12 protein-coding genes and 1 pseudogene are annotated in these 13404 nt (G+C 60.7%); 8 read left to right on the top strand and 5 right to left on the bottom strand.

All coding sequences use genetic code 11. The features are described from left to right. Positions 1 to 111 precede the first annotated feature (111 nt). Together CFII64_RS11640 and CFII64_RS11635 are read left to right on the top strand one after the other, a co-directional pair. On the top strand, positions 112 to 531 hold the full coding sequence (locus CFII64_RS11640) for a hypothetical protein (protein ID WP_020290976.1): 420 nt from the start codon (positions 112 to 114) through the stop codon (positions 529 to 531). Positions 532 to 552: 21 nt separating this feature from the next. Next, on the top strand, positions 553 to 1446 hold the full coding sequence (locus CFII64_RS11635; RefSeq protein WP_020290975.1) for a cation diffusion facilitator family transporter: 894 nt from the start codon (positions 553 to 555) through the stop codon (positions 1444 to 1446). Here the strand turns inward: CFII64_RS11635 and CFII64_RS30050 are convergent, their stop codons facing one another. Beyond that, positions 1447 to 2163 (bottom strand): DUF6515 family protein, encoded by a 717-nt coding sequence (locus CFII64_RS30050; RefSeq protein WP_020290974.1) that lies wholly within the window; start codon positions 2161 to 2163, stop codon positions 1447 to 1449. On the opposite strand from CFII64_RS30050, the gene CFII64_RS30045 reads away from it, so the two are divergent. From CFII64_RS30045 to CFII64_RS11615, 3 genes are all read left to right on the top strand, one after another. Then, positions 2107 to 2649, top strand: a complete 543-nt coding sequence (locus CFII64_RS30045; RefSeq protein ID WP_044901315.1) for a hypothetical protein — start codon at positions 2107 to 2109, stop codon at positions 2647 to 2649. The two genes, CFII64_RS30050 and CFII64_RS30045, sit on opposite strands and share 57 nt — an antisense overlap. A gap of 438 nt (positions 2650 to 3087) precedes the next feature. Then, a complete protein-coding gene (locus CFII64_RS11620) occupies positions 3088 to 3567 on the top strand; it encodes an Lrp/AsnC family transcriptional regulator (protein ID WP_020290972.1) in 480 nt (159 codons plus the stop codon). Positions 3568 to 3651: 84 nt separating this feature from the next. Continuing rightward, positions 3652 to 3852 (top strand): DUF2788 domain-containing protein, encoded by a 201-nt coding sequence (locus CFII64_RS11615; protein ID WP_020290971.1) that lies wholly within the window; start codon positions 3652 to 3654, stop codon positions 3850 to 3852. 274 nt (positions 3853 to 4126) lie between these two features. Here CFII64_RS11615 and CFII64_RS11610 read toward each other — a convergent pair whose 3' ends face one another. The 4 genes and pseudogenes from CFII64_RS11610 to CFII64_RS11595 all read right to left on the bottom strand — a co-directional run. Then, entirely contained in the window at positions 4127 to 4693 is a 567-nt protein-coding gene (locus CFII64_RS11610; RefSeq protein ID WP_177325414.1) for a pseudouridine synthase, read from the bottom strand. Between the two features lie 132 nt (positions 4694 to 4825). After that, positions 4826 to 6322: an AMP nucleosidase gene (amn, locus tag CFII64_RS11605; RefSeq protein ID WP_177325413.1), complete on the bottom strand. Its 1497-nt coding sequence runs from the start codon at positions 6320 to 6322 to the stop codon at positions 4826 to 4828. Between the two features lie 98 nt (positions 6323 to 6420). Then, complete coding sequence (locus CFII64_RS11600) at positions 6421 to 8070, bottom strand: acyl-CoA dehydrogenase family protein (protein WP_020290968.1); 1650 nt, start codon at positions 8068 to 8070, stop codon at positions 6421 to 6423. Positions 8071 to 8251: 181 nt separating this feature from the next. Beyond that, positions 8252 to 10195 (bottom strand): annotated as a pseudogene (locus CFII64_RS11595) (sensor histidine kinase); the annotation flags it as partial. 409 nt (positions 10196 to 10604) lie between these two features. On the opposite strand from CFII64_RS11595, the gene CFII64_RS11590 reads away from it, so the two are divergent. The 3 genes from CFII64_RS11590 to hemL are packed head-to-tail and all read left to right on the top strand — an operon-like array spanning position 10605 to position 13392. Further along, positions 10605 to 11402 carry a hydroxymethylpyrimidine/phosphomethylpyrimidine kinase gene (locus CFII64_RS11590; protein ID WP_020290966.1) on the top strand — a complete coding sequence of 266 codons (798 nt, stop codon included), beginning with the start codon at positions 10605 to 10607 and terminating at the stop codon, positions 11400 to 11402. A gap of 23 nt (positions 11403 to 11425) precedes the next feature. Beyond that, the gene (gene thiE / locus CFII64_RS11585) at positions 11426 to 12052 is read left to right on the top strand and encodes a thiamine phosphate synthase (RefSeq protein WP_020290965.1); all 627 of its coding nucleotides are present in this window, start codon (positions 11426 to 11428) and stop codon (positions 12050 to 12052) included. Positions 12053 to 12108: 56 nt separating this feature from the next. After that, the gene (gene hemL, locus CFII64_RS11580; protein WP_020290964.1) at positions 12109 to 13392 is read left to right on the top strand and encodes a glutamate-1-semialdehyde 2,1-aminomutase; all 1284 of its coding nucleotides are present in this window, start codon (positions 12109 to 12111) and stop codon (positions 13390 to 13392) included. Positions 13393 to 13404 lie beyond the last annotated feature (12 nt).

Here is a 13404-nt window from a genome sequence, read left to right as displayed (position 1 = left end):
TTCGCGGGCAAGCCTCGCTCCAACAGATTTCAGAATCCCAAGATGAAGCAATAGTCATAGCCCTGTGGTCTTTGCCTTGTATAGTTGCCACTTCACTTCATGGAGATTGTCATGCGCATTCCTTCTCGTTTCATCGGCGGCGTTATGGTCGCGACGCTGCTTACTCAACTCACTGCGTGTGGCAGCATTTTCTATCCTGATCGGCGCGGTCAGATCGATGGCAAGATCGATCCGGCAATTGCCGTACTTGATGCTGTCGGCCTGCTGTTCTACGTGATTCCCGGCTTGATCGCCTTCGCCGTCGACTTCGCCAGCGGCGCGATCTACTACGCCCCAGGCGAGCACGCGCAGATCGACCCGCAGAAGCTGCAACCGGCGATCAACGCTGACGGCAGCGTCGACAACCTCAAGCTGCAAGCCATCATCGAAACCGAGCTGGGCCGCACCTTGCCGCTCAATGACCCGCGCCTGATCCAGCATCGCGGCAGCGTGCAGCAGTTGGCAACGCTGGGCCTGGTGCCTTCGGCCTGAATGTGAGTTGAAGGAAGCACCATGAGTACCAGCGTTGAACACGCCCGCCTGATGCGGCTGGCAACCCGTGCCTCGCTGGCCGTTGCCAGCATCCTGATTATTGCCAAGGCCGTTGCCTGGTGGCTCAGTGGTTCGGTCAGCCTGCTGGCCGGGCTGACCGACTCGCTGCTCGATGGCGCGGCTTCGTTCCTGAATCTGCTCGCGGTGCATTACGCCCTGCGCCCGGCCGATGACGATCACCGTTACGGTCACGGCAAAGCCGAGGCGCTGTCGGGCATGGCCCAGGCGTTGTTCATTGCGGTCAGTGCCTGCCTGATTGCGTATCAGGCCGTCGACCGCATTCAACACCCGCAGGAACTCGGCGCGCCGGGACTGGGCATCGTGGTGATGCTGCTGTCGTTTGCCCTGACCGTGGCGCTGCTGATCCTGCAACACAAAGTCGTCAAGGAAACCGGTTCAGCGGCGATTCGCGCTGACTCGCTGCATTACCGTTCCGACTTGCTGTTGAACTTCAGCATCCTCGTTGCGCTGCTGCTGGCGTGGTATGGCTGGCCGCAGCTGGATGCGTATTTCGGGCTGGGGATTGCGGTGTACATTCTCTGGAGCGCCTTTCAGATCGCGCGGGAAACCGTGGCGGTGTTGATGGACGAGGAGTTGCCGGTGGATGTCAGCGCGCACATGCTGGAACTGGCCTGTGCCGTACCGGGCGTACTGGGCGCTCATGACCTGCGCACGCGGATTTCCGGCAATCACTGGTTTGTGCAGCTGCATCTGGAATTGCCGGGCAGTTTGAGCCTGTCAGCGGCGCATACGATTTCCGATCAGGCCGCCGACGCTATCCATCAGGCATACCCGAAGGCCGAAGTGCTGGTGCACGCCGACCCGCAGGAAGTCGTGCAGCCAGCACCGGTCTGATCAGTTGATGGCGTAGCCGCGATCCATGAGGCACGCCACCATCGAGCGGCGGTACACCTGAATCATCGCCGGGGCGGGCTGATAGCCCGGATTGGCCGGATCGAAGCTGCTTTGCTCCACGGACCAGCGATAGCAATCGTAACGGTCCTGTTCGATCTGCTCGGGGCTCTGGCCATTGGCCGGGTACGCAACCGGATCGTAAGGGCTGCCCTGACCGATCGGCTGGGCATAACCGCCCGACTGAACCGGCTGCGGCGGCGTGGTCACGATGTATTCCTGCGTATCGTTCTGATACATGTAGTAAGTGCCGGCCGCCAGGAAAAACAGCGAACTGCCAATCACCACTTCCTGGGAATAGGACGGCAGGCTGCGCACGCGAGCGCCATAAGGCGGCGTCACCACCACGTAACGCGGGCCGTCCGGACGATACCAGTAGCCGCCCGAATAGAAGTAATCCTGACCGCGATACGGCACCCGCGAGTAATCCGAAGGCACGCGATCAATCACGTGGCCCGGGCGATATTGCGGGCCTGGGCCCCAGCCGTTGCCGTGACCATCCGGTCGGCCGTCCCAATGATCATTGGGACGATAATTACCGCCCGCCTGTCGATTGCGGTTGTTGCCGTTGTCGTTGTAATAGCCCTGGCGCGGTTGCTGGGTCTGGCGCGATTCGCCGGGACCGCTCTGGATCGGCAGATTGTTCTGACGCTGCTGCAACTGCTGACGCTCGACCTGGCGCTGCTGATTCTGCTGTTCCTGAATCTGCCGCTGCTGGTTTTGCTGTTGCTGGTTTTGCAGGCGCTGGTTCTGTTGGTCCTGCTGACGCTGCTGGACCTGCTGTTGTTGAATCTGCTGTTGCTGCTGGCGCTCGACCTGACGCTGCTGGCCTTGCTGCTGTTGAATCTGCTGCTGTTGCTCGCGCTCGACCTGACGTTGCTGGCCTTGCTGCTGTTGAATCTGCTGTTGCTGCTGGCGCTCGACCTGACGCTGTTGGCCTTGCTGCTGTTGCATCTGCTGCTGTTGTTGCTGGCGCTGCTGCTGGTATTGCTGTCCGGCGTTATTCTGCTCGCGTCCCTGCCCGCCGCCATTGTCGGAGTTGCCGCGGTTTTGTTCACGCGGACCCTGGCCCTGATCCTCAGCCAATGCCTGAGCGCTGATGCTCAGACACAACAGGCTTACACCTGCCAAATGCCAGATGCCTGATTTCATGATTTCCTCACTGGGACGCGGATGTGCGCGGATGCACATAAATAAGACTGCGTTGTAGACGCGTCGTTCGGCGCACTCTATCAGTACGCCATCACTGTCGGACATAATCCGGGCACAAAGAAAAAGGGGACCTCGCGGCCCCCCCTTGAAAATTTCGTCCTGGCTCAACGCTTGTGGCGTCGGCTCACCTCATGCCGTCTTCTGGACAGTATGTAGCCCGGGGGCCTTGCCAACCCTTTGGGGCTGGAGGCCGCAGCTGGCCTGATTTGGCGAGCCGCGCTGGACGCTATGTCCGGGCAGTGATTCTGTTTAAAAGAATAGGCCTGAGGCACCGGCAGGGGATTGCTAAAATTGCTCAATAAAACATCACTTGCGCAATTTTTAACTTCAGATAGATAATTCCGCGCAATTTAACCTAGAAAGGTGATCTTAGTGAGCAAACTCGACAGGTACGACTTGAGCATTTTGGCTGAATTGCAGCGCGACGCGCGCATCTCCAATCAAGAACTGGCTGAACGCATCGGCCTGTCGCCTTCGCCTTGCTCGCGCCGGGTCAAGCAGCTTGAAGATGACGGCTATATCGTCCGCCAGGTCGCCTTGCTGGACCGCAAGAAACTGGGCTTGAACCTGACCGCTTACGTCTTGATCGGCATGGATCGACACACGCCCGAGCGATTCGAAAACTTCGAGATGCACATTCGCAACCTGCCGCAGGTGCTTGAGTGCAGCCTGGTAACGGGGATGGACGCCGATTATCAGCTCAAAGTAGTGGTCTCCGACATGGATCACTACCAGAAACTGTTGCTGGGCCACCTGACGCGCATTGAAGGCGTGACCAGCGTCAGGTCGAGCTTCGTGCTCAATCAGGTGCTGGCCAGTACCGAATTGCCGCTGATCCATCTGCGCGGCTGATCATGCGCGCCATCGGGCCGCATGGGAGCGATGGCGCGGTTGCCGTATAATCGCCGCCCACTGCCTTTGTGCTGGAGATGAAAAATGGATCCTGCGGTTTTCGAAGAATGGATGATGACGATCCTGGTCACCATCCTGATCGGGTTCATGGGCTTCATCGTCTGGGACCTGGCGAAGAAATCCAAGGCCGGCAGATTCGGCACCTTCATCCTGTTCTTCGTGCTCGGACTCGGGATCATGGCGTTCGTGATCAAGACCGTGGTGATTGCTTATATAGAAAGCTGAACGCCCTAAATCCAACGACCGGCAGGAGGGGACTTGTCCCCGATGGCGTTGGATGGGCCGACATCGCGTCTCCCGACACCTATCCGGTGTCTGCGCCAACGTCTTCCCGGACAAGTCCGGTCCTACCGGATTTGTGCAGTTCGCTCCTGAATATCTAACGACCGGTAGGAGGGGACTTGTCCCCGAATGCGATGGCCCTGACAACGAAAATCCGGAAGATTAACCGCCTGAACTACCGCCTTCGGGGACAAGTCCCCTCCTACGCGGATAGAGCTCACAGTTTCGCCGGCACTTCCCGCCACTGCCCTTGATCCAGCCCTTCCAGCGTCCAGTCACCAATCCTGACCCGCACCAGACGCAGCGTCGGCAGGCCCACGGCGGCGGTCATGCGCCGCACCTGGCGGTTGCGGCCTTCCTTGATCACCAGTTCCAGCCAGCTGGTCGGCACACTTTTGCGAAAGCGCACCGGTGGGTTGCGTGGCCAGAGTTGCGGTTCGTCCAGCTGACGTGCCTGCGCGGGCAGCGTCGGCCCGTCATTGAGTTGCACGCCGTCGCGCAATTGCTGCAACTGCTCGGCGCTTGGCTCGCCTTCCACTTGTACCCAATAGGTTTTCGCCAGCTTGTGTTTCGGGTCGGCGATACGCGCCTGTAGCTGGCCGTCATTGGTGAGCAGCAACAGCCCTTCGCTGTCCCGATCCAACCGTCCGGCCGGGTAAATGCCGGGAATGTCGATAAAATCCTTGAGCGTCGCCCGCCCTTCCCCGTCGCTGAACTGGGTCAGCACATCGAAGGGTTTGTTGAACAGAATCAGCTTCGGTTCGGCGGGCGGAGCTTTGGCGATACGACGGCCAGCGCCAGGGTTGGCGGGCGCGGGACGGCGAGAAACGGGGCGTTGAATGCGGGACATGACAGTTCAGGATTCGGCAAACAGAAAGGGCCACTTTAATGGCCCTTTCGTTAATTGCCTAACCGATCAACGGAACGGCGGCTCATCGAAGCTGCGCAATTTGCGCGAGTGCAGCGAATTCAGCTCGGTACGCAGCAGATCCAGCGCAGCGATGCCGATCTTCAGATGCTGGCTGACCGCACGCTCGTAGAACGCATTGGCCGAGCCCGGCAGCTTGATTTCGCTGTGCAACGGCTTGTCCGATACGCACAGCAACGTGCCATAAGGCACCCGCAAACGATAACCCTGGGCAGCGATGGTGCCGCTTTCCATGTCCACGGCAACCGCCCGCGACAGGTTGATCAACGGACGTTCCTGAGCCCAGCGCAATTCCCAGTTGCGGTCGTCGTAGGTCAGGACTGTGCCGGTGCGCAGGCGTTTCTTCAGATCATCGCCACGTTCGCCGGTGATTTGCGCCGCCGACTCCTGCAAGGCGAGCTGCACTTCGGCCAGGGCCGGGATGGGAATATGCGGCGGCAGCACGCGGTCGAGAATCCCGTCGCGACGCATGTAGGCGTGCGCCAGCACGTAGTCGCCGATGGTCTGGGATTGGCGCAGCCCGCCACAGTGGCCGATCATCAGCCAGCAATGCGGACGCAGCACGGCCAGGTGATCGGTGATGTTCTTGGCGTTGGACGGGCCGACGCCGATATTGACCAGCGTCACGCCATGTCCGTCTGCGGCAATCAGGTGATAGGCCGGCATCTGGTAGCGGTGCCAGACCACGCTGGCGACGATGGCCTGCGCCTCGCCGTGATCCATGCTCTTTTCGACCACGACGTTGCCCGGCAGGACCATGCGCACGAAACGCGGGTCTTCGCGGAGTTTTTCCAGGCCGTGGACGATGAACTGGTCAACGTAACGGTGGTAGTTGGTGAGCAGAATCCAGGGTTGGACGTGGCGCCAGTCGCTGCCGGTGTAATGCACCAGGCGCCGCAACGAGAAGTCCACGCGCGCGGCATCGAACAACGCCAGCGGCAACGGATCAGTGTTGGCCCAGTCGTACAGGCCATCGGCGATGCCGTCGGTGGCAGCGGACAAGTCAGTGCTGGGGAAAACCCGCGCCAGCGCCGCTGCGGTCACGCCGGAACCGGCCAGCTCGTCGCCCTGCTCGACCACATACGGATAAGGAATATTCTGCTGGCTGACGCCGACTTCCACCGTGATGGTGAAGTCATTCATCAATGGCACCAGCTGTTCCAGCAGGTATTTGCGGAACGCTGCGGGGTGGGTCACGGTAACGCTGTAAGTGCCCGGCAGCTGGACTTTGGCGTAAGCCCGGGTGGTAAGTGGCACTTCGCCCTGACACAGATAAGTCAGCCGAATCTCCGGATAACGGAACAGCGCACGCTGCTCGGCATCAGGCTCGACACGGTCTTTGAGATAACGCTTGAGGGCCTGGCTCAGCGCTTCGGTTGCGGTCTTGTGCAGTTCAGCGAGCCGATCCACGGCTTGCTCGGCAGTTTCAACGACAATAAACGCTTGGGTCACGATTCGTATCCTTCTGATCTTGCAGGCCTCCATCTTGCCTGCATCGTCGAGGGAAGGCACTAGTGGCGCGTCATTGAGCAAAACACCGAACCGTAGAGCACGCCCTCCCGGCTAAAGCCGGTCCTACGGGATTAACTCATCTGCGGCGCAGACCTCGCCACCAGCGCTTCGACATCCACGCCCCTGGGCAACGCGCCGTAAACGCCGCTACGCGACGCCAGGCGGCTGGCGATGAAGCCATCGCTGACCACGGAATTACCCGCTTCAAGCAATAACTTGGCCTGCAAGGCCAAGGCAATGTCTTCGGTGAGCTGGCGGGCGCGATACTGGATATCGCTGGTATCGCGCAACGCTGCCTTGAGCCGGTCGATGTGCATCGCCAGATCCTGATCGCCATGCCCGTCGCCCAACTCGGTGAACAAAGCGTCCAGCACGCCGGGTTCCTTGGACAGCGCCCGCAGCACATCAAGGCATTGCACGTTGCCCGAGCCTTCCCACGTCGAGTTGACCGGTGCTTCGCGATACAGGCGCGGCAGGATGCTTTCTTCGACATAACCCGCGCCGCCCATGCATTCGGCAGCTTCGTTGATCATCGCCGGGGCGCGTTTGCAGATCCAGTATTTGCCTACCGCCGTGACCAGCCGGGCGAAGCGCGCCTCGTGGGGATCCTGCAAATTATCCAGGGCGCGGCCCATGCGCAGGGTCAGCGCCAATGCCGCTTCGCTTTCCAGCGCCAGGTCGGCCAGAACGTTCTGCATCAATGGCTGTTCAGTGAGCACGCGACCGCCCACGGTTCGGTGCGCGCAGTGATGGCTGGCCTGGGTCAACGCCTGGCGCATCAAGGCACTGGAACCGACCATGCAATCGAAGCGGGTCATGGCGACCATTTCGATGATGGTCGGCACGCCGCGGCCTTCTTCGCCCAGCATCCAGGCGAACGCGCCGCGAAACTCGACTTCGCTGGAGGCGTTGGACCAATTGCCCAGTTTGTTCTTCAGGCGCTGTATGTAGAACTCGTTGCGGCTGTCATCCGGACGATGACGCGGCAGCAGGAAACACGTCAGGCCTTTGTCAGTCTGCGCCAGGGTCAGGAAGGCATCGCACATCGGCGCCGAGCAAAACCATTTGTGTCCGACCAGTTCATACGCCTGACCGGGCCCACCGGCGCCGACCGGATAAGCCCGCGTGGTATTGGCCCGAACGTCGGTGCCGCCCTGCTTCTCAGTCATTGCCATGCCGATGGTCACGCCCGCCTTGTGCGCCATGCCGACGTTACGGGGGTCGTACTCGGTGGCGAGAATCTTCGGCAGCCAGCTTTGCGCGAGATCCGCCTGCATGCGCAGCGCCGGGACGCTGGCGAACGTCATGGTCAACGGGCAACCGCTGCCAGCCTCAGCCTGACTGTGCAGATAACTCATGGCGGCCCGCGCCACGTGCGCGCCGGGTTGCGGATGAGTCCAGGGCAGGGACGGAATGCCGTGTTCCACGGCCGTGCGCATCAGTTGATGGTAGGCCGGGTGAAACTCCACCAGATCGATACGATGGCCGTAGCGGTCATGGCTGACGAACACCGGTTTGTTCTGGTTGGCGAGAAAACCCGCCTCCATCAACGGCCCGCCCGCCAGCGCGCCGTAGGCATCGAGCCGCGCCTCGGCCCAACCCGCGCCAAACCGTTCGGACCAGTCTTGCAAAGGCAAGTCGATGCGATAGAGGTTACTGCCGTCCAGCGACGGCGGCTGGTTGGTCACTTCATGGGTTTCGGCGAATTGATGCAGGTTCATGACGGGGCTCCTGTTGACGGAACACGGCTGCGGACATGGGCGGCAGGTCCATAAATCGCAGTGAACCACGCAGTCGGGTGTTTAAAAAGTGCCGTACGTGACTAAATACCGGCGCTTTTGCCCTGCAACTAGGTCGTTAGAGGATTTCCCGACGTTCCTGCGAATGCAGCTGCGCCTGACGGTCAAGCACCCGCAACGGCACGCTCAGCGCGAAACAACTGCCGCGTCCCGGCTCGGACTGGTGACTGAGCACGCCGCCCTGCAACTCGATCAGTTGGGCGCAGATGGCCAGGCCGATTCCCAGTCCGCCGTACTCGCGCGTCATGGAGCCATCGACCTGGAAAAACCGCTGATAAGGGACGGCTTCGTTCAATCGAGCGAAACCAATGCCGCTGTCGAACACCTCGATCTTGACCTGAAAAGCCCCGGTGCCCGCCGGCACGCCCCCAACGCGTATCTGGATGAAACCGGTCTTGGTGAACTTGAGCGCGTTATCCAGAAGGCATTCCAGGCATTGGCGCAACTTGCCGGGGTCGCCTTGCACGCTGTCCGGCAAAGGTTCGTCCAGTTCCAGTAAGAATTCCAGGCCCTTCGCCTGGGCCAATGGGCTGAAATCAGCCGCCATCGACTGCAACAGCCCACGCAGGTTGAACGACTCGGCGGCAACGCCCACCCGCCCGGCGCGCAACTCGGTCAGGGTCAGGATGCCGTTGACCAGGCGCATCATGTTTTGCGCCGAACAGGCTGCAGTTTGCTGATAGGACTCGAGCTCGGAGTCCATTTTCACGGTTTGCATGAGCTCAAGCGAGCCGATCACACCGTTCATTGGCGTACGAAGTTCGTGGGTCAGCGTGGCGAGAAACTCATCTTTGAGGCGATTACTGGTGGCCAGCTGCTCATTCAGTCGCTCCAGCTTTTCACCGGTTTGCTGCAGCACCCGCGCCTGTTCGTCACGGCCATGATTGATGCGCGCGGCCAGCGCCATCGACAGCAGCGCGACTTCCAGTGCGGAGCCGATCTGATTGGCATACATGGTAAGGAAGGTGTTGGGCAGATAGCCCATCAGCATGCAGGTGTGGATGGCGCTGCCGATCAAAAAAGCCGACCAGGCGATGACAAAATAACGCGCGACGTACACACCTTTGAAGATTGCCGCGAATCCCGCCGCAAAGATCACCAGCGTGCAGGCCAGCACCAAGATATTGGCCAGGCGCAGGGCGAGGCTGTAATCCGGGTTGAGCGCCAATACCGCCACCAGCCCGGCGAACCCCATCAGCAGCGCCAGCCCACGATCGACCCAGCGCCCGACGGCTGCGGTATGCAGAAATGAGCGGGCGAACTGGCAGGCAAACAGCATCGACGCGCCGATCAAGAACGGCGGGGCCGCGTTGGCCCACCAGGTGTTATTCGGCCAGAGAAATTCGACCCCGGTGCCATGGACCGCCAATTGATACAGCCCGAACGGCGCGATGTAGAGGATGTAATACAGATAGCTGGCGTCGCGCATGCCGATATAGATGCACAGGTTGTAAACCAGCATGACCAGCAACACGCCATACAGCAGGCCGAGAAAATACAGCCGGGCCGGCTGGTCTTCCAGATACGCGCGAGCGGACCAAAGGCTCAACGGCACCTGGATCGAACCCAGGCTGGCCACTCGCAGATAGACGGTCTTGCTCTGCTCGGGCAAGACGCTGAACTCGAACAGGTAATTGTTCTGTTTAAGCTGGCGACTGGAAAACGGCAGCATGTCGCCGGTACTGTTGACCAGCCGTGCGGTGCCGGTTTCGTCGGTAAGGAACAGGTCGACATGATCCAGCGCCGGGAAGGCCACTTCCAACAGCCAGTCCCGGTGCGCGCCGGAATCGTGGGGCCGGTAGTGCAGATCGACCTTGAGCCAGAAAGCCGAGCGCGAATAGCCCGCATTCAAAGTCGCGCGCTTGAGCGGTTTGAAATATGCCGCCATGGCTGGCGAGCTGACGCTCTCGATCGTCGCCTGGCCGCCAACGTCTTCAAATACTTGCGCCCTGGAACCCAATGCGAGGGTGCGGGTGTTTTCGTCGAATTCGACGGCGGCGGCCCATAGAGGCAATAAGGCAACCAGCATTAACAGCAAATAGCGCATACGGCCCCGGCGAACAGTTCAGATCGTGCGAATACCCCTTCCACTGGAGCTTCGATACCTGCGAATTCGTTTTATTGGAATAGGTCCGGATCGTCCGTGAGGCCTTTGTCTCGGTGTGGCTATCGTTTGTTGTGACCCTGTTTATTGGCTGGCTGCTTACCGACAACGACAAAGGGTCATGCAAAATCTGCCCAGAGATCAGCGTGCTGACAGCATAGCTGGCAATGGTGACTGGGCACCAACAGTTTACAATCCTGACGAAGGCTCTATTCCGGCACTCTTAGCTCAACAGCAGAAAATCTCTTTAAGGATTTTCACTACGCAGGCGTAGAAATTGCGATTTGCGCTGCAGGAAAATTCCGGGCTCGGCGAGGGCCGCGCAAAACGTTTAGTGGTAAGCTCGCGCACCATGAATATCTATAGTTCCCGCCCCGTTGTCCTCTGTCTCTCCGGCCACGACCCTAGTGGCGGTGCCGGTTTGCAGGCAGATATCGAAGCCCTGCTCGCCCAGGGTTGCCATGCCGCTCCGGCGGTCACCGCCCTGACCGTCCAGGACACCGTGAATGTCAGCGATTTCCGCGTCCTGGATCGCGAGTGGGTGCTGGCGCAAGCCAATGCCGTGCTCAACGATTCCACGGTCGCGGCGGTCAAGCTCGGCATGCTCGGCTCTCTGGAAATGGTTGAAACCATCGTCGAACTGCTGCAGGCGCATCCGCATCTGCCGCTGGTCTGCGACCCGGTCCTGCGCGCCGGTGGCGGTGGTCGGCTCGGCAAGGATGAGGTCGGTTACGCCATGCGTGAACGGCTGCTGCCGCTGGCCACCATCGCCACGCCGAACCTGCCTGAAGCCAGGATTCTCGCCGAGTTGCCCGAAGGCACTGCGGATGAATGCGCCGCCCGGCTCCTGCCCTATTGCGAGCACTTGCTGATTACCGGCGGTCACGGCGACGAGCAGGAAGTCCACAACCGGCTTTATATACGCAATGGCGAAACCCGGACCTTTACCTGCCAGCGCCTGCCGGGCAGTTATCACGGTTCCGGTTGCACGCTGGCCAGTGCCCTGGCTGGCCGTCTGGCGCATGGCGAGGAGTTGGTCAGCGCGGTGAAATCTGCACTCGACTACACTTGGCGCACGTTGCGCGACGCCGAACAGCTGGGCAAGGGACAGTTCGTTCCGCGCCGCCTGCCGCTGGATTTTTGTTCGTAACGCCACGTCATGAGGCTCCATCAATGAAACTACGTGGCCTGTATGCCATTACCGACAGCCAGCTGTTGGCGGGCAAGTTTTTGTCTTACGTCGAAGCCGCCCTTGAAGGCGGCGTCACCCTGTTGCAGTACCGCGATAAGGGCAACGACGAGTCACGCCGACTGCGCGAGGCCACTGCCCTGCTCAAGCTGTGCGAGCAGTACAAGACCCGGCTGATCATCAACGACGACGCCGAACTGGCCTCGCGCCTTGGCGTCGGCGTGCATCTGGGCCAGACCGATGGCTCGTTGACGCTCGCCCGCACCATCCTTGGCCGCGAGGCGATTGTCGGCGCCACCTGCCATGGCAGCCTGGAGCTGGCCGAACAAGCCAAGGCTGATGGCGCCAGTTATGTGGCATTCGGGCGCTTCTTCACGTCCACAACCAAACCCGACGCCCCGGCTATCGCGCTGGATATCCTGGAGCAGGCCCGCGCACGTTTTCACTTGCCGATTGCAGTGATTGGCGGCGTCACCCTTGAAAATGCTCCGCAATTGGTCGCCCACGGCGCCGATCTGCTGGCGGTGGTCCACGGTTTGTTCGGTGCCGAGACCACTCAGGAAGTCACCCGCCGCGCCCGCGCCTTCAATACTTTACTGAAACGGGCCTGACTCTGTTTCCTGAATCAGGCCCCGCCCCTATTTCGTTTAAACGTAGAGACCTGCACATGTCCCGTTCTGAAACATTGTTCGCCAACGCTCAAGTCCATATCCCCGGTGGCGTGAACTCGCCGGTTCGCGCTTTCAAGAGCGTGGGCGGCACGCCGCTGTTCTTCAAGCATGCGGCCGGCGCCTATGTGACGGATGAAGACGACAAGCGTTATGTGGATTACGTCGGCTCCTGGGGCCCGATGATTCTGGGTCATGGTCACCCGGAAGTCCTCGACGCGGTACGCAATCAGCTGCAACACGGCCTGTCTTACGGCGCGCCGACCGCCATGGAAACCGAGATGGCGGATCTGGTCTGCTCGATCGTGCCGTCCATGGAAATGGTGCGCATGGTCAGCTCCGGCACCGAAGCGACCATGAGCGCCATCCGCCTGGCGCGGGGTTACACGGGTCGCGACAGCATCATCAAGTTCGAAGGCTGCTACCACGGCCATTCCGACAGCCTGCTGGTCAAGGCCGGTTCCGGCGCTTTGACCCTTGGCGTGCCAAGTTCGCCGGGCGTGCCGGCAGCATTCGCCAAACACACCCTGACCGTGCCGTTCAACGACCTTGCAGCGGTCAAAGAACTTTTGGCCGAAGTGGGCCCGGAAGTGGCGTGCATCATCGTCGAGCCGGTCGCCGGCAACATGAACTGCGTGCCGCCAGCGCCGGGTTATCTGCAAGGCCTGCGCGATCTGTGCGACGAGCATGGCGTGGTGTTGATCTTCGACGAAGTGATGACCGGTTTCCGCGTCGCTCTCGGCGGCGCCCAGGCTTACTACAACGTGACGCCTGACCTGAGCACCTTCGGCAAGATCATCGGCGGCGGCATGCCGGTCGGCTGCTTCGGCGGCAAACGCGAAATCATGTCGCACATCGCCCCGCTCGGCCCGGTTTATCAGGCGGGCACACTGTCCGGCAATCCGCTGGCCATGGCTGCGGGCCTGACCACGCTGCGTTTGATCAGCCGTCCGGGTTTCCACGACGAACTGAGCGATTTCACCCGTCGCCTGCTCGAAGGCCTGCAGCAACGCGCCGATGCCGCCGGTATCCCGTTCGTGACCACCCAGGCGGGCGGGATGTTCGGCCTCTATTTCAGCGATGTGAAAGAGGTCGTCACCTTTAAGGACGTAATGACCAGCGACGCTGATCGCTTCAAGCGCTTCTTCCACTTGATGCTCGAAGGCGGCGTGTACCTGGCGCCAAGTGCATTCGAAGCCGGCTTCACCTCCATCGCCCATGGCGACGAAGAGCTGAAACTCACGCTGGATGCGGCCGAGAAGGCATTTGCGGCGTTGAAATAAGCCTGCAAAAAC

The sequence above is a fragment of the Pseudomonas sp. CFII64 genome (genome assembly GCF_000416235.1).
Taxonomy (GTDB): Bacteria; Pseudomonadota; Gammaproteobacteria; order Pseudomonadales; family Pseudomonadaceae; genus Aquipseudomonas.
Note: the sequence above shows the minus strand (reverse complement) of the source record. Positions and strands in the feature narration are given on the sequence as shown.